The organism is Pseudarthrobacter sp. LT1 (assembly GCF_035621795.1).
Lineage (GTDB): Bacteria > Actinomycetota > Actinomycetes > Actinomycetales > Micrococcaceae > Arthrobacter.
Genome location: NZ_CP141830.1, coordinates 960,127 through 978,622, shown reverse-complemented (window position 1 = coordinate 978,622; position 18,496 = coordinate 960,127). Strand labels below are relative to the sequence as shown.

17 protein-coding genes and 1 tRNA gene are annotated in these 18,496 nt (G+C 66.2%); 6 read left to right on the top strand and 12 right to left on the bottom strand.

Features of this window, described 5'->3' with window-relative positions; all coding sequences use genetic code 11:
* Nucleotides 1–22 precede the first annotated feature (22 nt).
* The 9 genes from VIK36_RS04735 to VIK36_RS04695 form a co-directional block, all read right to left on the bottom strand.
* Complete coding sequence (locus tag VIK36_RS04735) at nt 23–712, bottom strand: GntR family transcriptional regulator (RefSeq protein WP_255174540.1); 690 nt, start codon at nt 710–712, stop codon at nt 23–25.
* A gap of 121 nt (nt 713–833) precedes the next feature.
* Nucleotides 834–1,610 (bottom strand): SDR family NAD(P)-dependent oxidoreductase, encoded by a 777-nt coding sequence (locus VIK36_RS04730; RefSeq protein ID WP_255174539.1) that lies wholly within the window; start codon nt 1,608–1,610, stop codon nt 834–836.
* Between the two features lie 9 nt (nt 1,611–1,619).
* Nucleotides 1,620–2,969 carry an MFS transporter gene (locus VIK36_RS04725; RefSeq protein WP_324644262.1) on the bottom strand — a complete coding sequence of 450 codons (1,350 nt, stop codon included), beginning with the start codon at nt 2,967–2,969 and terminating at the stop codon, nt 1,620–1,622.
* A 223-nt stretch (nt 2,970–3,192) separates the two neighbouring features.
* Complete coding sequence (locus tag VIK36_RS04720; protein ID WP_255174537.1) at nt 3,193–3,924, bottom strand: FadR/GntR family transcriptional regulator; 732 nt, start codon at nt 3,922–3,924, stop codon at nt 3,193–3,195.
* A gap of 181 nt (nt 3,925–4,105) precedes the next feature.
* Nucleotides 4,106–5,008, bottom strand: coding sequence for a succinate--CoA ligase subunit alpha (sucD, locus tag VIK36_RS04715; RefSeq protein WP_255174536.1), 903 nt, complete (start codon nt 5,006–5,008; stop codon nt 4,106–4,108).
* 11 nt (nt 5,009–5,019) lie between these two features.
* Nucleotides 5,020–6,189 (bottom strand): ADP-forming succinate--CoA ligase subunit beta, encoded by a 1,170-nt coding sequence (gene sucC, locus VIK36_RS04710; RefSeq protein WP_324644261.1) that lies wholly within the window; start codon nt 6,187–6,189, stop codon nt 5,020–5,022.
* A gap of 224 nt (nt 6,190–6,413) precedes the next feature.
* Complete coding sequence (locus VIK36_RS04705; RefSeq protein WP_255174534.1) at nt 6,414–7,121, bottom strand: hypothetical protein; 708 nt, start codon at nt 7,119–7,121, stop codon at nt 6,414–6,416.
* 21 nt (nt 7,122–7,142) lie between these two features.
* Nucleotides 7,143–9,689 (bottom strand): DNA helicase PcrA, encoded by a 2,547-nt coding sequence (gene pcrA / locus VIK36_RS04700; protein WP_420716266.1) that lies wholly within the window; start codon nt 9,687–9,689, stop codon nt 7,143–7,145.
* Nucleotides 9,690–9,772: 83 nt separating this feature from the next.
* On the bottom strand, nt 9,773–10,603 hold the full coding sequence (locus VIK36_RS04695; protein WP_324644259.1) for an inositol monophosphatase family protein: 831 nt from the start codon (nt 10,601–10,603) through the stop codon (nt 9,773–9,775).
* 32 nt (nt 10,604–10,635) lie between these two features.
* Here VIK36_RS04695 and VIK36_RS04690 point away from each other — a divergent pair, with 32 nt between their 5' ends.
* Nucleotides 10,636–11,262 carry a hypothetical protein gene (locus VIK36_RS04690; RefSeq protein WP_324644258.1) on the top strand — a complete coding sequence of 209 codons (627 nt, stop codon included), beginning with the start codon at nt 10,636–10,638 and terminating at the stop codon, nt 11,260–11,262.
* Here the strand turns inward: VIK36_RS04690 and VIK36_RS04685 are convergent.
* Nucleotides 11,259–12,032, bottom strand: coding sequence for a DUF998 domain-containing protein (locus tag VIK36_RS04685; RefSeq protein WP_324644257.1), 774 nt, complete (start codon nt 12,030–12,032; stop codon nt 11,259–11,261). The two genes, VIK36_RS04690 and VIK36_RS04685, sit on opposite strands and share 4 nt — an antisense overlap.
* An 85-nt stretch (nt 12,033–12,117) precedes the next feature.
* Between VIK36_RS04685 and VIK36_RS04680 the strand changes: the two genes are divergently transcribed.
* From VIK36_RS04680 to VIK36_RS04670, 3 genes are all read left to right on the top strand, one after another.
* A tRNA-Arg gene (locus tag VIK36_RS04680) sits at nt 12,118–12,190 on the top strand.
* Between the two features lies 1 nt (nt 12,191).
* On the top strand, nt 12,192–12,662 hold the full coding sequence (locus VIK36_RS04675) for a DUF6314 family protein (RefSeq protein ID WP_324644256.1): 471 nt from the start codon (nt 12,192–12,194) through the stop codon (nt 12,660–12,662).
* A complete protein-coding gene (locus VIK36_RS04670; RefSeq protein ID WP_324644255.1) occupies nt 12,659–13,075 on the top strand; it encodes an NUDIX domain-containing protein in 417 nt (138 codons plus the stop codon). Before VIK36_RS04675 ends, VIK36_RS04670 begins: the two co-directional genes overlap by 4 nt.
* 25 nt (nt 13,076–13,100) lie before the next feature.
* Here the strand turns inward: VIK36_RS04670 and VIK36_RS04665 are convergent, their stop codons facing one another.
* Together VIK36_RS04665 and VIK36_RS04660 are read right to left on the bottom strand one after the other, a co-directional pair.
* Nucleotides 13,101–15,014, bottom strand: coding sequence for an ABC transporter ATP-binding protein (locus VIK36_RS04665; protein WP_159632843.1), 1,914 nt, complete (start codon nt 15,012–15,014; stop codon nt 13,101–13,103).
* Nucleotides 15,015–15,016: 2 nt separating this feature from the next.
* Nucleotides 15,017–16,678 carry an ABC-F family ATP-binding cassette domain-containing protein gene (locus VIK36_RS04660; RefSeq protein ID WP_324644254.1) on the bottom strand — a complete coding sequence of 554 codons (1,662 nt, stop codon included), beginning with the start codon at nt 16,676–16,678 and terminating at the stop codon, nt 15,017–15,019.
* 263 nt (nt 16,679–16,941) lie between these two features.
* Here VIK36_RS04660 and VIK36_RS04655 point away from each other — a divergent pair, with 263 nt between their 5' ends.
* Together VIK36_RS04655 and VIK36_RS04650 are read left to right on the top strand one after the other, a co-directional pair.
* Nucleotides 16,942–17,673 (top strand): hypothetical protein, encoded by a 732-nt coding sequence (locus VIK36_RS04655; protein WP_324644253.1) that lies wholly within the window; start codon nt 16,942–16,944, stop codon nt 17,671–17,673.
* Nucleotides 17,670–18,407, top strand: coding sequence for a hypothetical protein (locus tag VIK36_RS04650; protein WP_324644252.1), 738 nt, complete (start codon nt 17,670–17,672; stop codon nt 18,405–18,407). Before VIK36_RS04655 ends, VIK36_RS04650 begins: the two co-directional genes overlap by 4 nt.
* Nucleotides 18,408–18,496: the final 89 nt, after the last annotated feature.

Below are 18,496 nucleotides of genomic sequence, written 5' to 3'. Positions count from 1 at the left end.
TCGCCGGCCCCTGGGCGTGCTGCTAGCTGCGCACTTCGCTGTCGTGCTGCGAGCGCTGCTTGACGCCCTCGATGTGGTCGATCATTTTCTGCCGGGCGAGTTCGGCGTCGCCGGCTTCAAAGGCCTTGAGGATCTCGGTATGTTCCGCGATGGCGTAGTCGGCGTCCGTTACGCCCAGGCCGCCAAAGAAGCGGAAACGCTGCACTTGGCCCCCCAGCGCGTTGTAGGCGGACAACAGGAACTGATTGTCCGCCGATTCGGCAATGAGCCGGTGGAACCGCTCATCCGCTTCCCAGTACGCGCGGAACTCGGCGAACGACGGGCCGCGAGGTGCGGCTTTCAGGTCCTCGATGGCCTGCTGGAGCTGCCCGGTCAGTTCCTGGTCTGCGTGCTTGCAGGCCATGAAGGCGTTGGCCGGTTCGATCACCAGCCGGGCGTCCATCAGGTCTGCCAGCTCTTCCGGAGAGAACAGCGGGGCTACCCGGTAGCCGCGCAGGGCCATCCTGCGAACCATGCCGGTGGCTTCCAGCCGGGCAAGCGCCTCCCGCACGGGCGTTGGTGAGACGTCCAGTTCCCTGGCCATCCCGTCGATACTGACGGGGGTGCCCGCTTCCAGCCGGCCGTCCATGAGGGCAACCAAAAGCGCCTCATAGACGTGGTCCGCGAGGACCTGCCTGCTCACCCCGCCGGTGGCCTGGTTCTTGGTTGCCATGTAGAAATCCTATAGCCGCTGCAGGGGCGGGACGTTGCGGATGACGCGCCCCGGCCACGGTGCCGTGCGGCCGCTGGGCCGTACGGCACCGTGCGCCAGGGGTGCCAGGAAAGCAGGGGCGTCAGGAAACCTGCAGGCCGCCGTTGATGTCATAGGTCGCGGCCGTGATGTAGCCGGCATCCTCGCTAAGGAGGAACCCGATCAGGGCCGCCACTTCCTCCCGGGTTCCCACCCGGCCCATCATGATCCCCTCGGACATCTGCGCCTTGCGCTCATCGCTCAGCGTTCCGCCCATGATGTCCGTGTCGATCGGGCCCGGTGCGATGGCGTTCACTGTGATGTTGTGCTCACCGACTTCACGCGCCAGGGCACGGGTGAACCCGAGGATTCCGGCTTTGGAGGCACTGTAGGCAACCTTGGAGTAGGTTCCACCGCCGCGCTGGGCGGAGATGGAGGAGATGCTGACGATCCGTCCCAGCTCCCGCTCAATCATGCCCTTGAGGACGCGCTGGGACACCACGAAGGTGCCACGCATGTTGATCGCGAAGACCTTGTCCCATTCCGCCACGGTGGTTTCCATGAAGGGAGTGGGGGAACTGATTCCGGCCAGGTTGACCAGTCCCACGATGGGCGGAAGGGACTGCTCGATTTCGGTGATGGCACGATCCACCGACGCCTCGTCCGAGACGTCGGCGCCCACGCCGATGGCCTTGACGGCACGGCTGGAACCAATTTCCGCTGCGGCCGCCTTGGCGTCTTCGGCGTTGATGTCCAAAATGGCGATGGACCAGCCCTGGCTGGCCAGCCGGTCTGCGGTTGCGCGGCCAATGCCCCGGGCGGATGCCGCCCCGGTCAGGACTGCGGTACGTTCTGTGGGGAATGCGTGCTCTGTAGTCATTGCTGTTTCCTAATGTTTTTCGGCGGCAGGAATGGTGGCTGCGGGGGCGGAGACACCTTCAGGCCGGTTGCGTGCATAGAGGTAAGTGGCGACGGCGGTCACGGCAAGGCAGGCGGCCAGGAACACCAGGCCCGTCTGGCTGTTTCCGGTGGCGTCCTTGAGGATGCCCACGATGTAGGGGGCCACGAAGCCGCCCAGGTTGCCGAGCGAGTTGACCATGGCCAGTCCGGCGGCTGCCGCGGCGCCGGTGAGGGCGGCGGACGGCATGGCCAGGAAGGGTGCGATCGCGGAGTAGATGCCCATGGCTGCCAGGGTCAGGAAGACCATGGCAAGCACCGCGTTGACCGGGAGCAGGAAGCCGGCTCCCAGGAGGCCGACGGCGGCAAGCACCATGCTGACGCTGGCATGCCATACGCGGTTGCCCGTACGGTCTGACCGCTTGCTCCAGAAGTACACGAACACCGCGGCGATGGCGTACGGGATGAAGACGATGAACCCCACCTGCGTTGAGTCAAACTTGCCCAGTGCCTTGACGATGGTGGGCAGCCAGAGCCCCAGGCCGTAGATGCCGCAGACCAGGCCGAAGTACAGCGCGGAGTAGGCGATGGTGCGGGGGTCCTTGAGGCCGGCCAGGAAGTTGTGGTTTCCGGACTTCTGCTTGTGGGCCAGCTCAGCGGCCATGGTGGTCGACAGCCATTCACGCTCTTCCGGCTTGAGCCACTTGGCGTGCTCGGGGCGGTCGGTCATGACGAACGGCGTGATGATGCCCAGGATGATGGCCGGAATGCCCTCGAGGATGTAGAGCCACTGCCAGCCGTGCAGGCCGGCCACGCCTTCCAGGTTCAGGAGCATGCCGGACACTGGTGCGCCCAGGGCGTTGGAGATGGGCTGGGCGAGGATGAAAATGCCCAACACCGTCACTCGCTGGGCCGCCGGGAACCACAGCGTCAGGTAGAAGAGGATCGCCGGGAAGAAGCCGGCCTCTGCCGCGCCGAGGAGGAAACGGATGACATAGAACGTGGTTTCACCGTTCACCAGGAACATGGCAGTTGCGAAGATTCCCCAGGTGATGAGGATTCTGGCGATCCATTTGCGGGCACCATACCGGTACATGCCGCCGTTGCTGGGGATCTCAAGCAAGGCGTAGCCAAGGAAGAAGATGCCGGCGCCCAGGCCGTAGGCAGCCTCGGTCAGGCCGATGTCGCCCTGCATGCCGAGCTTGGCGAAGCCCACATTGTTCCGGTCCAGGTAGGCAATGAAGTAGAGAAGGACGATCAGGGGCATCAGCCGCCGGCGTACCTTGCGGAGGGTGGTCTCGCCGAGCTGGCTGAGTGCGGGGGCAGTGGTGCGGGAGGTCATCGCAGGCCTCCGGGGGTGGTGTGGGGACCCTCAAAAGGGGAATGCGCGCGCATGACGACTCCTTTGGCTGGCGGCATTTTGGGGGGTGATATCAGATGTCTGATGTCTGACTGAGATTCTAGTCACAGGTACTTGTGGGCGTCAACATAATGGCTGCGGACGCGGACAGGGAGGCAGGCCACCGCTCCCTGGCCCGCCGGGCGGGTTCCAGGCGGGCCAGCCCCTAGCGGCCGGTGGTTCCGCTGCGGCTGGACATGGCAAGGAACTGCTCGTAGTCCTCAAAGGTCTGGGTGATGTGGGCATCCATGGTGGACCGCGCCGTGGCTGGATCGCCCGCAGCGATGGCCGCCAGGACCATCTTGTGGTGGTGGATGGCGTGGCGCTGCACGTCCGGGAAGGCTGAAGTTTCCCGGCGCATGGCGTACAGCAGCGTGGAGAGCTGTCCCAGCAGGGCGGGTACGAACGGATTGCCGGATGCACGCAGCACGGTGTCATGGAAGGCGATATCGGCCACGGTCAGTGCATCGACATCTCCGGCCAGGTGCGCCGCTTCCATCTGCTCCACGCTGTCCTGCAACGCAGTGAGGTCAACCGGGCGGTGCCGGGAGGCAGCAAGTTCGGCTGCCCCGGTCTCCACCATGCGGCGTACCTCCAGCAGGCGGAGTGCCACCTGGTCCGAGGCCACTCCCCTGGAGGCTGCACGCATGATGGCGTCCAGCCCGGTCCAGCGCTCGGGCGGGTTGACGAAAGTGCCCCGGCCGCGCTTTACGTAGACAACGTCCTGCGCTTTGAGCACCTTCATGGCTTCCCGGGCCGTCAGCCTGCTGACGCCCGATTCCTTGGCGATGTCAGCCTCCGGCGGCAGGGCGTCGTCGGCCTTTATTTCCCCGCTGATGATGTGCTCGAGGACCTTGTCCACGACGGCGTCGACCAGGGTGGGTCGCTTTTCTGCCATCGTTAATCCCCTGCCTGCGCGCCCGGGGCGCCCGTTTTTCCTGTCCCAACATTACTCGACCGGGTTGGGCAGGCGCCGCCCGCCGTCGTCGTCATTCGTTAAACAACGAACGCGGGGCCACCCGGGGTCCGTCCCATCACTGGAAACGGACCGGGGGTGGCCCCGCGTAGTGAAGTGCTGCCTAGAGGGCGGCGTAGACCTCGCGGAGCAGCTTGGCGGTCTCGGACGGCGTCTTGCCGACCTTTACGCCGGCAGCCTCGAGGGCTTCCTTCTTGGCCTGCGCGGTACCGGCGGAACCGGAGACGATGGCGCCTGCGTGGCCCATGGTCTTGCCTTCGGGGGCGGTGAAGCCGGCAACGTAGCCGACGACCGGCTTGGTGACGTTGGCCTTGATGAAGTCGGCTGCGCGCTCTTCGGCGTCGCCGCCGATCTCGCCGATCATGACGATGGCCTTGGTCTCGGGGTCAGCCTCGAACGCGGCCAGGGCGTCGATGTGCGTGGTGCCGATGATGGGGTCGCCGCCGATGCCGATGGCGGTGGAGAAGCCCAGGTCGCGCAGTTCGTACATCATCTGGTAGGTCAGCGTGCCGGACTTGGAAACCAGGCCGATGGGGCCCTTGCCGGTGATGTTGGCGGGGGTGATGCCAACCAGTGCTTCGCCGGGGGTGATGATGCCGGGGCAGTTCGGGCCGATGATGCGGGTGACCTGGTTGCCGTCGGCGTCCACCTTGGACTGGGCCAGGGCCCAGAATTCGGCGGAGTCCTGGACGGGAACGCCCTCGGTGATGACCACGACCAGGCCGATGCCGGCCTCGATGGCTTCGACAACGGCGTTCTTGGTGAATGCCGGCGGCACGAAGACGATGGAGACGTCGGCGCCGGTTTCAGCCATGGCTTCCTTGACGGTGCCGTAGACGCTGATTTCGTTGTCGCCGTGCAGGACCGTGGTGCCGGCCTTGCGGGCGTTGACGCCGCCCACGATGTTGGTGCCGGCCTTGAGCATCAGGGCGGTGTGCTTGGTGCCTTCGCCGCCGGTGATGCCCTGGACGATGACCTTGGAGTCTTTGTTCAGATAGATAGACATGGTGCGTCCCTTTACTTCGCTGCGTTGGCGAGCTCGGCGGCCTTGTCGGCGCCCTCGTCCATGGTGGCGGCCAGGGTAACCAGCGGGTGGTTGGCCTCGTTGAGGATGCGGCGGCCTTCCTCGACGTTGTTGCCGTCGAGGCGGACTACCAGCGGCTTGTTGGCGGCGTGGCCCAGTTCGGCCAGTGCGCCGACGATGCCCTTGGCGACAGCGTCGCAAGCGGTGATGCCGCCGAAGACGTTGACGAATACGGACTTGACCTGCTCGTCGCCCAGGATGACGTCCAAGCCGGCGGCCATGACCTCGGCCGAGGCTCCGCCGCCGATGTCCAGGAAGTTGGCGGGCTTGACGTTGCCGTGGTTTTCACCGGCGTAGGCAACGACGTCCAGGGTGGACATGACCAGGCCTGCACCGTTGCCGATGATGCCCACTTCGCCGTCAAGCTTGACGTAGTTGAGGTCCTGCGCCTTTGCCTTGGCCTCAAGCGGGTCTGCAGCGTCCTTGTCCTCGAGCTGCGCGTGCTTGGCGTGGCGGAAGTCGGCGTTCTCGTCCAGGGAGACCTTGCCGTCCAGTGCCACGATCTCGCCGGCGCCGGTCTTGACCAGCGGGTTGACCTCCACCAGGGTTGCGTCTTCCTTCTTGAAGACATCCCAGAGCTTGAGGATCACGGCGGCGACCTTGCCGCGCAGTTCCTCGGCGAAGCCTGCGGCTGCGACGATTTCGTCGGCCTTGGCCTGGTCGATGCCCACGGCGGGATCGATGGCGATCTTGGCCAGCGCTTCGGGACGTTCGACGGCGAGCTGCTCGATCTCCATGCCGCCTTCAACCGAGCACATGGCCAGGTAGTTGCGGTTGGCGCGGTCCAGCAGGACGGAGAAGTAGAACTCCTCGGCGATGTCCGCACCCTGGGCAATCATCACCTTTTTGACGGTGTGGCCCTTGATGTCCATGCCCAGGATGTTGGTGGCGTGCTCAAACGCCTCATCAGCGGACTTTGCGACCTTGACGCCGCCGGCCTTGCCACGGCCGCCTGCCTTGACCTGTGCCTTGACAACGGTCACGCCGCCGATCTTCTCAGCAGCTGCCTTTGCTTCTTCTGGGGTGTACGCCACGATGCCGGCAAGCACGGGTACACCGTGCGCCTCGAACATATCGCGCGCCTGGTATTCAAACAGGTCCACGGTTTAGTGTCCTTCTACGTCGAAGTAGTTTCTGTACAGTCGGACACCATCTGTACGACGATGACCGGGCTGCGGATTGCACGCACCGGCGGCCTGTCTGGAAACGAGCCACGCGGCGTAATGCTCCATGGGGAACTCTAGTCCTTTGGAGGGACCGGGCCGTCCCAGACTACCCCTTATGTGAGTAAGCACACTATTCTATGGAGCGTAGAAAAACCGCGGAATTACGGGGTTTTTGGGCCCTCCTGCTGCGGCGGCTGGCCGCTTTTTGCCGCACCCTGAATCAGCTCGTAACGTTTGGGCGAAACGAAGAATCCGACGCCGGCGGAGACGTTTCCGCATGCCACGCCGCCGTTGTACGCGGAGCAGCGCAGTCCGTTGCGTTCCAGGTTCTGCCCGTCCGCAAGCACGGGCAACTGGGTCAGCGTTCCCTCCTTGCTCCCCTTGGGCCCGTAGGTTCCTTCCATGGATGTGACGCCGGAGCGGCATTCACCGTATCGGGCGGTGTCCGGCGACAGGAGGGCCACACCGCCCAGGTAGCCAAGGTGGGTTCCGGCGCAGTCGTCCTTGATATCGCCTGGCTCGGGCGCCGGATAGGAGGCGAGCTCGCAGTGGGCTACCGGGACGATGGGCAGCTTGTTGTTGGCGGCGTCGCTGTAGCGGTTCTGCTCGTAGGGCAGGTTCAGGTGTTCCCCGCGGGCGGACGTGAGCGAGCACGCGATGGTCCGGTCGGCGGTGATGAAAGAGAGGACATCTGCGCCGCTGGAGAACGTTTTCGCATCGGCCAGTGGCGCCTTTTCCAGCTGCTCCATGGGGTGCAACGGAGCCGGCGGAACGTAGGCCGGGTCCTTGGTAGTCACCGTGCAGCCGGTGGAGGTGATAAGGAAAAGGGCGGCGAGCATCCCCAATACAGTCCGTCGCATGGGCTCCATTATGCACGTCCGCGGGCGTGCCTAGGCGTCGAGTTTGGTGAGCGGGGCGTAGCGCAGCAGCAGGCGCTTTTCGCCGACGTCGAACTTCACCTTTGCCACGGTCTTGTCTCCTGCACCTTCGAGGGCCAGGACCGTTCCGTTGCCAAAACTGGTGTGGTTGACCTTGTCCCCCACGCTGACGGCGATAATTTCCTTCTGCGGCTGCACCCGGTTCTTGGCGATGAACGCCGGGACGTCGGCATTGAAGCCGGCGGAAGAATCTGCCGCGGCTCCGCGGGCGGTACCGGCGCCCCAGAACGATCCGCTGTACCGGCCCGAGCCGATTGAACCGCCGCCCGCCCATGACTGGCGGCTGGTGCCTTCCCGTTTCCATTCCAGGAGCTCCGCGGGGATTTCCTCGAGGAATTGGCTGGCCGGGTTGTACTGGCTTTGGCCCCACATGCTGCGGACCTCGGACCGGGTCACGTACAGCCGCTTCCGGGCACGGGTGAGTCCCACGTAGGCCAGCCGGCGTTCCTCGGCAAGTTCCTTGGGGTCGGTGGCGGAGCGTTGGTGCGGGAAGAGTCCGTGCTCCATGCCGGTGAGGAACACCACCGGGAACTCCAGGCCCTTGGCCGTGTGCAGGGTCATCAGCGTCACCACGCCCAGTCGTTTGGCCTCGGCGACGGCGGCGTCAATGTCCGCGCCGGGAGCATCCGGAATCTGGTCGGCGTCTGCCACGAGGGATACCTGTTCGAGGAATGCGCCGAGGCTGCCCTCGGGATTCTCCTGCTCGTACTCGCGCACCACGGCCACGAGCTCGGCCAGGTTTTCCACGCGGGACTCGTCCTGCGGATCCGTGCTGGACCGCAGCGCGGCAAGGTAGCCGGTTTGCTCCAGCACTGCTTCGAGTGCTGCGGCAGCCCCGGACCCGGCAGCCACCTCGGCGAGGTCGTCCAGCATTTTCACGAAGCCGAGGACGGCGTTGACCGAACGGGTGGCCATACCAGGTGCCTGGTCCGCGCGGCGGGCGGCCGCCATGAACGAGGTGCGTTCGCGGCTGGCGAGGGCCGCCACGGCGCCTTCGGCACGGTCGCCGATGCCGCGCTTGGGTTCGTTGAGCACCCGGCGGAGGTTGACGTCGTCGTCCGGGTTCACCAGGACGCGCAGGTAGGCCAGGGCGTCCTTAATTTCCTTGCGCTCGTAGAAGCGGGTGCCGCCCACTACCTTGTACGGCAGGCCCACGCGCACCAGCACGTCCTCGATGGAGCGGGACTGGGCATTGGTGCGGTAGAAGATGGCGACGTCGCCCGGGCGGAGGTTCTCCTCGTCCTGGAGTCGGTCGATCTCCTTGGCGATGAACTGCGCTTCGTCGTGTTCGTTTTCGCCGACATAGCCAATGATCTTGTGGCCTTCGCCCTCGGCGGTCCACAGCCGCTTTTCCGGCCGGTTGGGGTTGCGGGAGATGACCGAGTTGGCGGCACTCAGGATGTTCTGGGTGGAACGGTAGTTCTGCTCCAGCTTGATGGTGCGGGCCTCCGGGTAGTCCTTTTCGAACTCCACAATGTTCCGGATGTCCGCGCCGCGGAAGGCGTAGATGGACTGGTCAGAGTCGCCAACAACGGTCAGCTCCGAGGCACCCGGGCCCTCCCCCACGATCTCCCGGACCAGGGCGTACTGGGCGTGGTTGGTGTCCTGGTATTCGTCCACCAGGACGTGGCGGAACCGGCGGCGGTAGGACTCCGCCAGCGCCGGGAAGGCGCGGAACATGTAGACGGTCTCGGCGATGAGGTCATCGAAGTCCATGGCGTTGGCTTGGCGGAGCCGCTGCGTGTAGCCCTTGTAGACGTCCGCCACCGCATGTTCGAAGGGGTCGTTGTAGTTGGCTTCCGAGGCAAAGGATTCGGCGTCGATCAGTTCGTTCTTCAACGCCGAAATCTTGTGCTGGATGGCTTTCGGCGCAAACTTCTTGGGGTCAAGGTCAAGGGTTTTTGAAACCTGCGTGACCAGGCGGAGGGAGTCGGCGGAGTCGTAGATGGAGAAGTTGGATTTCAGGCCGACATTGGCCGCTTCCTGCCGCAGGATCCGGACGCAGGACGAGTGGAACGTGGAAATCCACATGATTTTGGCGCGTCCACCCACCAGCGCCTCAATGCGCTCCCGCATTTCCGCGGCCGCCTTGTTGGTGAACGTAATGGCCAGGATTTCGCCGTGGTGGGCACGGCCGGTGGCGATCAGGTACGCGATCCGGTTACTGAGCACGCGGGTCTTGCCGGATCCGGCGCCGGCGACGATCAGCAGCGCCGATCCGCCGTGCTTGACCGCTTCCTCCTGCTGCGGGTTCAGTCCCTCCAGCAGCTGGGAAGCGTCGGGGCGGCGACTGCCATGGTGGCCGGCGTCATGGTGCCGGCTGCCGGCGTCGTGGCTGGACTGTTGCCAGCCCCCGGAGGTGTTGTGCCCGCCGGCGTTCAGGTCCGGCATTCCGCCCGGCCCTGCCGTGGTGGCAACGCCCTCAGGCTCCGTCCTTGTGCGGGCGGTGGAGGCGGGAGCGGCCTTGAACGGTCCGTCAGAGTACGGGTCAAACAACATATCCATGGTGCCTACAAGTCTAGGCGGTGGGACCGACAACGCCTTCCAGGCTGTGGATTACTCCCGCTGCGCGGGCGATTGCTTCAGGCCACAGAGCCTGACTCGAGGGCCGCACGCAGCTCGCGGACCGCCCTCGTTCCTCCTGCGATGAACCACTCCAGCCCGTTGACCCGGACGGTATCCACGGCCCCGCCGGCCGCAAGGACAATCGCTTTGCCCGGCAGCCAGTCCCATTCCGGGCAGCTGTGCTGGAACCAGCACCCCAGCTGCCCGTCGGCTACCCGGCCGAGGTCGCAGGAACCGGATCCCAGCATGCGGAGGGATGCGGCGGAGGTGGCCGCAGCGTGCCACGGCATGGCACACATCGGGTCCATCAACCAAGTGGGATGGATGTAGGTGGCAGCGCCGAGTTCGGCGACGCTGGTGGTGTTGCGCCTGCCTTCGTCGCCGGTAAACGAGGTCAGCGCTTCACCGTTCAAGGTGGCCTGCCGGTCATGCCCGCCCAGCCACAGCTTGTCCTCCTCCGGCTGGAAGACGGCGCCCAGCAGCACAGCGCGGCGGTCCTTGAGCGCGATGGCTGAGCACCAGTACGTGGAACCGTGCAGGAAGTTGTAGGTACCGTCCACGGGGTCGATCACCCAGGTCCGGCCGCTGGTCCCCTGGACGGAGGCACCTTCCTCGCCCACGATCCCATCGTCCGGCCGGCAGCGCCGCAGTTGTTCCAGGACATAGGCTTCCGCGGCGTGGTCGGCCGCGGTGACGACGTCGGACACAGAAGTCTTTTGTTCCGACTCAAGCCCGGCCATGCGCATGAGGAGCGCCAGCTGGCCGGCTTCCCGGACCAGGGCGGCCGCCAGGTCGTAGTCATCCAATGAGGGGTCAAGAACAGCTGCGCTGTGTCGGCCAGTGGTCATGGGTTCAGTTTATGGGGCGGGATAATGGTGCCATGGCCAAAACCCCTGCCCAGCGGATCAAGAAGCACGGCGCCAACGCGGCTGTGCCGCAGCACCACCTGCCGCCGGTGGTCAACCCCACCACGTCGCGCACGCCGGAGAAGGCACAGGGAAACAGCAATCTGATCGTCATTGCCGGTGTGGTGGCCAGCCTGTTCCTGTTCTGGTACCTGCACCTGCTGACCCTGGACCAGCTCACGCAGCTGTCCCAGGGCATGGCCATGCCGGATTCCCTGGTGGGCGGCTTCGATGCCGGCTACGTCGGCCGGCTCCAGGGCGTCATGAACGGCGATGCGCTGGGCCAGCTGAGTTACGTCCACAAGACCGCCGGAACGCTCTTCCCGCTGATCTTCGGCTTCACGTGGCTGCTGCTCATTGGGACCAACGTGGCACGGAGGGCCTTGCGCTGGGCGCTCTGGGCGTTGCCCATGCTGTTCGTGGTGGTCCGGCTGTGGGGCAATGTGGCCATTGACGCCATGATGGGCACGGAAGGTCCCGACGCCGGCCAGGTGGCTTTGGCGTCCGGCCTCACCGTTGCAGGCTGGGTACTTCTGCTGCTGAGCCTCCTTGCCGGGGCGGCGGCAGTCTTCCTCAACAGCCGGAAGCGGAAAGAGCGCTAAACGGCAGTTGCCCTTGCGGCAGCTTCCGCAGCGCGGCGTTGCTTCCGGTGCCGGTGCACCCGCTGCGCAATGACCAGGCCCGCCGTCGCCATCCCCAGCGTCACCGGGTAGCCCATCAGCCGCTCCAGCGTCCCCGGCTCCGGTACCTCCATGCGAGTCAATCCTCCGGTGGCGACCGCCGCCAAGGACACGGTGCCGCACGCCAGGATGAACCACGCCATCCCCGTCTTCCGCAGCCACAGCAGGCCGAGCACCAGCAGTGCCGCGCCGCCGGTGATGAAGTACATAACGGCGCCCGCATAGTGCCAGGGGGAGCCAACGTCTTCGGGGACCAGGCCCACCACCACGGTTCCAACGCCGGCGGCTCCGGTGAGCAGCCGGACGGCGGAGGCCGCGAGCCAAGGCTCCCTGCGGGCCCAACTAACCCGGGTGCCGGGCCGGGCGGCCACGCGCAGCAGTCCCGAGGTCAGCAGTATCGCCCCCAGCAGCAGCCCGAGGCCCTGGACCACGAACGAGGCGTTCATCAGCCAGTTCAATGGGGAGCAGACGTGGCGTCCTGAGTAGATTCCGCAGTGGAGGGCACCGAGATCACTGATGTACCCGGTCCGCAGGTCGTAGGGTCGGGGCCCGGCCCACCCCATGGCCACGGCTGCCTCCGCGGCGAAATACTGCAGCACACTCAGCACCGCCCAGGCCCCGATGTACTGCCGGGTGGACGCAACGTTCGGGATGAAGGCGGCGGCGGGAGCGGCAGTGGGGGCTGGACTCATGCCTTGAGCGTAGTACGGCCCGGCACCTTGTATGCTTGTAACCGTGTCCGGACGGACCGGCCCCGCCGAACCCCACCGGACACCCGCCCTCGTAGCTCAGTGGATAGAGCACGGCTCTCCTAAAGCCGGTGTCGTTGGTTCGATTCCAATCGAGGGCACTTGAATTCTCCTTCCCCGGAGCCAAGCCTCCGCGCCTACCTCCTGGGCGTCAGCGCAGCAAGCCAGGCTGGGCGCTGGCAGCTTGAGCGGGACCTGCTGGACAGGTCGGACGGCACCCACGGAACCTTTTCCGGCGTCGTGGTTTACACGCCAACGGACGACGGCGGCATGGCCCTTCGCGAGGAAGGCACCATGCGCTGGCCTTCTTTTACCGGTCCCGCCTCGCGGGAGTACGTCCTGGAACCCCTGCCGCAACCCGATGCGCTGGACGTGTTCTTTCCCGACGGCAGGCCGTTCCACCGCATGAGCTTCACCCCTGACACCAGCCAGGACACCCACTGGTGCGACCCCGACACGTACCGCGTGTCCTACACCCGCCAGGGCCCGGACGCGTTCAGTTACAGCTGGGACGTCACCGGTCCCCGCAAGGACCTCCTGCTGGTCTCGCGCCTGGCAAGGATCACCGCATGAAGGACCGGATCGTGGTCTCCGCCGTCTGCGTGTTTGACGACGCCGGGCGCCTCCTGACCGTGCGGAAGCGCGGGACCGGCATGTTCATGCATCCGGGCGGCAAGCCGGAGCCGGGCGAAACCGCTGTGCAGGCAGCCGCGAGGGAACTCGCCGAGGAGGTAGGGATCGTGGTCCGCCCCCAGGAGCTTGAACTGATGGGGGTGTGGATCGCCGACGCCGCGAACGAGGCCGCTACTGATATCGAAGCCACCGTCTTCATCGCCCCGGGCACATGGGAGGCCACTCCCGCGGCTGAGATCGCCGAGATCCGGTGGCTGGACATCAGCAGGCCGGCGGACGCAGCCCTCCCCCGGGACCTCGCTCCGCTGCTGACGGACCACATCCTGCCCCTGCTGGCCGAACGGGCAGTCTGAGAACCAGCCGCGGGACAGGAAACCGCTAGAACTCGGGGACGGATTCCTGTGCCACTGCCGTGGCCTCGGCGAACTGCGTCTGGTAGAGCTCGGCGTAGCGGCCGCCGGCTGCCAGCAGTTCGGTGTGGGTTCCGCGTTCCACGATCTGGCCGCCCTCCACCACCAGGATGGCGTCCGCCGCGCGGACGGTGGAGAGCCGGTGCGCAATCACGACGGCGGTACGCCCCTCGAGTGCGGCGCCCAGGGCTGCCTGCACGGCGGCTTCGTTCGTGGAGTCGAGCGCGGCAGTGGCCTCATCGAGGATGACAACCCGCGGCTGGGCAATGAGGAGCCGGGCGATGGTGAGCCGTTGGCGTTCGCCGCCGGAAAGCCGGTAGCCGCGCTCCCCCACCACCGTCTCCAGGCCGTCCGGCAGGGACCTGATCATCGTCTCCAGCCGGGCCTGGCGCAGGACGTCCCACATGTCTTCGTCCGTGGCGTCGGGCCGGGCCAGCCGGAGGTTGGAGGCGATGGTCTCGTGGAACAGGTGGCCGTCCTGGGTGACCATGCCCAGGGTGTCCCGCAGCGAATCGAAGGTGGTGTCCCTGACGTCCAGCCCCGTCCCCGGCGCGGTGCCCCCAAGACGCACGGCGCCCGAGTCGACGTCGTAGAGCCTCGACAGCAGCTGGGCAATGGTGGACTTTCCGGCCCCGGAGGAACCCACCAGCGCCACCGTCTGGCCTGGCTCAACCCGGAAGCTGACGCCGTGCAGCACTTCCTCGCCGCCCCGCGTGTCCAGGGTGGAGACCTCCTCCAATGAGGCCAAAGAGACCTTGTCCGCGGAGGGATAGGCGAAGCGGACGTTGTCGAACTCCACGGACACGGGCCCGGCAGGAACGGGCACAGCATCCGGCTTCTGCTGGATCAGCGGCTTCAGGTCCAGGATTTCAAACACCCGCTCAAAACTGACCAGTGCGCTCATGACTTCCACGCGGGCGTTGGACAGCGCCGTGAGCGGGGCGTAGAGCCGGGTCAGGAGCAGCGCCAGGACCACCACGTCGCCGGGGGCGAGCTGGCCGCCGAGGGCGAGCCAGCCACCGAGGCCGTAGACCAGCGCCAGTGCGAGCGCGGAGACCAGGGTCAGTGCCGTGACAAATGTGAACTGCAGCATCGCCATGCGGACGCCGATGTCGCGGACGCGGCCCGCGCGGGCAGCGAATTCGCGGGATTCCTCATCCGGGCGGCCGAACAGCTTGACCAGCGTCGCGCCGGGCGCGGAGAACCGCTCGGTCATCTGGGTGCCCATGGCGGCGTTGTGCGCGGCAGCTTCGCGGCGCAGGTCCGCCAGCTTGGAGCCCATGCGCCGGGCAGGGATCAGGAAGATCGGCAGCAGGACCATGGCGAGCACGGTGACCAGCCAGGACTTGTTGAGCATCACGATCAGGGTCAGGGCCAGCGCCACGGAGTTGCTCACCACGCCGGAGAGCGTGCCGGCAAAGGCGGACTGAGCTCCGATGACGTCGTTGTTGAGTCGGCTGACCAAGGCTCCCGTCCGGGTGCGGGTGAAGAAGGCAATGGGCATGCGCTGCACGTGGTCGAACACCCGGGTGCGCAGGTCCACGATGACGCCTTCGCCGATGGTCGAGGACAGCCAGCGGGTCAACAGCCCCACCCCCGCTTCGCCCACCGCCACGATGGCGATCAGCACCGCCAGCCAGATCACCGTACCGGCATCCGTCTTGGCGATGATGGCGTCAACCACCTGGCCGGCAAGCACCGGGGTGGCGACGGCCAGGAAAGCCGCTGCGATGGAAGAGAGCACAAAAGCGATGAGCTTGCCCTTGTGCGGAGCAGCGAAGGCCAGGACCCGCTTCAGGGTTTCCTTGGAGAACGGCTTGGAGCCGCTCTTGGCGGTGCTGATGTTGTAGAGCGAGCTCCACGCCACGCGGTCCATGCTCATGGTTATTTCTCCTGGCTTGCAGTGTGGTGGAGCTCCTGGACCGTGCCGTTTTCCAGGTGCCACCGGTAGTCGAGTCGGACATTTTCGAGCAGCCGGCGGTCGTGGGTGACCAGCAGCAGCGCTCCGTCGTAGCTTTCCAGGGCCTCTTCGAGCTGCTCAATGGCCGGCAGGTCGAGGTGGTTGGTGGGTTCGTCCAGCACCAGCAGGTTCACGCCGCGAGCCTGGAGCAGGGCCAGGGCTGCCCGCGTCCGCTCCCCCGGCGACAGGGAATCCACGGTCCGCGACGTGTGGTCCGCCTTGAGGCCGAACTTCGCCAAAAGGGTGCGGACGTCCGCGCTGTTCCAGTCGGCCAGCACGGCTTCGACGGCGTCGCCCAGTGGCTGGGCACCGTCCAGCAGTCCCCGGGCCTGGTCGATTTCGCCGACGGCGACGGTGGCACCCATGGAGGCGTCGCCGTCGTCCGGTGCCTGGGTTCCCAGCAGCAGGCGCAGGAGGGTGGACTTGCCTGCGCCGTTTGGCCCGGTGATGCCCACCCGCTCCCCGCCGTTGAGCTGGAGGTTCACCGGTCCCAGCGTGAAGTCCCCCTGGCGTGCCACGGCGTCGCGCAACGTGGCGACGACGGCGCTGGAGCGCGGTGCCTGGCCGATGCTGAACTGCAGCTGCCATTCCTTCCGGGGCTCCTCCACCACGTCCAGCCGGGCGATGCGGGATTCCATCTGCCGGACCTTCTGTGCCTGCTTCTCGGAGGACTCGGTGCTGGCGGCGCGCCGGATCTTGTCGTTGTCGGGGTTCTTCTTCATGGCGTTCCGGACGCCCTGGGAGCTCCACTCACGCTGGGTCCGTGCCCGGGACACCAGGTCTGCCTTGGTGGCGGAGAACTCCTCGTACTTTTCGCGGGCGTGCCGGCGGGCCACGGCGCGTTCCTCAAGGAAGGCGTCGTAGCCGCCGTCGTACACGGCCACGCTGTTCTGTGCCAGGTCCAGCTCCACCACCCTGGTCACGCAGCGGGCAAGGAATTCACGGTCATGGCTGACCAGCACCACCCCGCCGCGCAACCCTGTCACGAAGCTTTCAAGGGTGGCCAGGCCGGCGAGGTCGAGGTCGTTGGTGGGCTCGTCCAGCAGCACCACATCGAAGCGGCTCAGCAGCAGGGCAGCCAGCGCCACCCGGGCCGCCTGGCCGCCGGAAAGGCCGGTCATCAGCGCGTCCGGGCCGGCGTCCAGGCCCAGCTCCGCCAGCACGGCAGGGATGCGGTCATCCAGGTCGGCGGCGCCGGAGGCCATCCAGCGGTCAAAGGCCCGCGCGTAAGCATCATCTGCGCCGGGAGCACCTGAACCGAGGCCCTCCGCGGTGGATTCCATTTCAAGGGTGGCTTCCGCGCAGCCTGTCCGGCGGGCGATGTAGCCTGCCACCGTTTCTCCTGGGACACGCTCGTGTTCCTGGGGCAGCCAGCCGACGAAGGCATCGGCCGGGGCAAGGCTGACGGAGCCCGCATGGGGCTGGTCGACGCCGGCAAGGAGGCGCAGCAGCGTGGATTTCCCTGCCCCGTTGGCACCCACGACGCCCACCACGTCGCCGGGCGCCACTGTCAGCGAGAGCCCGGAAAAGAGCGTGCGGTGCCCATGGCCACCGGAGACGTCCTTGGCAACAAGGGTTGCAGTCATTGATTCGTCCTTTCGCCGCTGCCCGGACAGCCGTCGACGGCCGGCAGAGGCGGCGAAATTGCGGGCCGCGGCGCCGCTGGGGCTGCAGGACATAGAAGAACCCGCTGGTCCGGACTTGGGGGGTGTACGGACCAGCGGGCTCGACCAACAACTATAGAGGAAAGTGGGCCATGGGCAAAATCCGCGGTACGGCGCGCACGGGCCGGAGCGGCAGGCGGGCACGGTAAAATCGTCGTCTACACCCGTTCTGCAGAGAGCACCCCATGACCCTTTCCGCCAAGGCGTTCCAGCGCTGGCTGCAAAGCATCGCGCCGGATGCCAGCACTGCAGACATCTGCCGGGTCTCGGGGATTAAGCGGACTACGCTGGCCCAGCAGCTGGTCCGGGGCAAGGTCTCGGTGAGTACGGTGGTCAGCATCAGCCGCGCCTACAAAATCAACCCGGTGGCAGCGCTGGCCGGATTCGATGCCTACAGCGCCCTCGCCGGTCCGCCCCGCCCGCCCACCAGGAACGAGCTGGTGAGCCAGATTTCCAGCGCAGACCTCCTCCGGGCCCTCCTGGCCCGTCCTGCCATGGACGCCGCGCGGGGGGCGGCCGCTCCCGCCCTCAGCGCTGCCCCGCACGCCACCTCCGTGAAGAACTGGGTTGACGCCATTGACGACGGCGAGGTGCGGCACCGTGTTTCGGCCTCCACCGGCGTGGCCCCACAGAATTATTCCGCCCAGCTGACCGCCAACCGCTTGTCCCCCGAGCTGGCCATGGCCACGGCGTTGGCTGCAGGGGTGGGACCAGCCGGCGGGTTGGTGGCCACCGGCCTCATCACGGAGGAGGAGGCCGGCTGGCCTCCGGGAGCCCGGCAGGCGGCGCTGGACAGCCTTTCTGACGGAGAACTAACCGCGCTTGCAGGAGACAGACTCCAGGCACTGGGCAAAGTATTGCGCCGGCAGGAGCAGGACCAGGCGCAGACAGAGAAGATTTGGGAGAACCTGGGATGATCGAGACCCTTCAATGGACCACGCTGGCCGTCTGCGCATTCGTTGCGGCGGCACGCATTCCCAGCACCCTCCGCGGTGAGAACCGCTCCCTCTTCGGCATCTTTGCCATGATGACCCTGGCCATCCTGTTGAGCATCCAGGGCCCGTACCTGGTAATCGACCAGGCGTTGGGGGGTTTCAACCTGGCCAATCTGCTGCTCCGGTTCGTAATCTTCGGCGCCATCTACTTCATGGGCATCCGCATCTCCAAGGGGTTTGATGCAAAGGACGCCTACCGGTTCATCACCGGGCGGACAGGAATGGCAGTCCTCGCAGTCATATCCGCGGTCGCTGTAACACTGTTCTTCCTGATGGACACCCGTGGTTCCTCCGCAGGACTTACGGGCGTGGTGGGCACCGATCCTTGGAACTCCGCGCTGCTCGAATATTACGGGGCTGCCGGCCGGGCCTACCCCGCCTATGTTGCGTTGGCCCTGCTCCCAGCCATGGTCCGCGCCGTGTCGAGCCGCCTGCCCGGTTTAGTCCGGGCTGCCGCCGCCCTGCTGGGCCTTGGCGCCGTGGCGACGGGGCTGAGCTTGTCGTTCCCCCTGATCCCGCCGGCCCTCGGCCAAATTGAGTTCATCATCAACTACACCGCGGTGCTGTGCTTCGTCGTTGGACTGGCGCTGATCTGGGCGGCCAAGGTGGTCAACGCGCGGATTGTCCGCAGCCGCAGGACATCTACCGAAACGTAACCTTCGCAGGCTTTCACAAAATCATTAGTGTGTGACACAATCATGAATGTGTGAAGGCGGGGCTGCCGAGCGTTTTCGAACGGGGATAA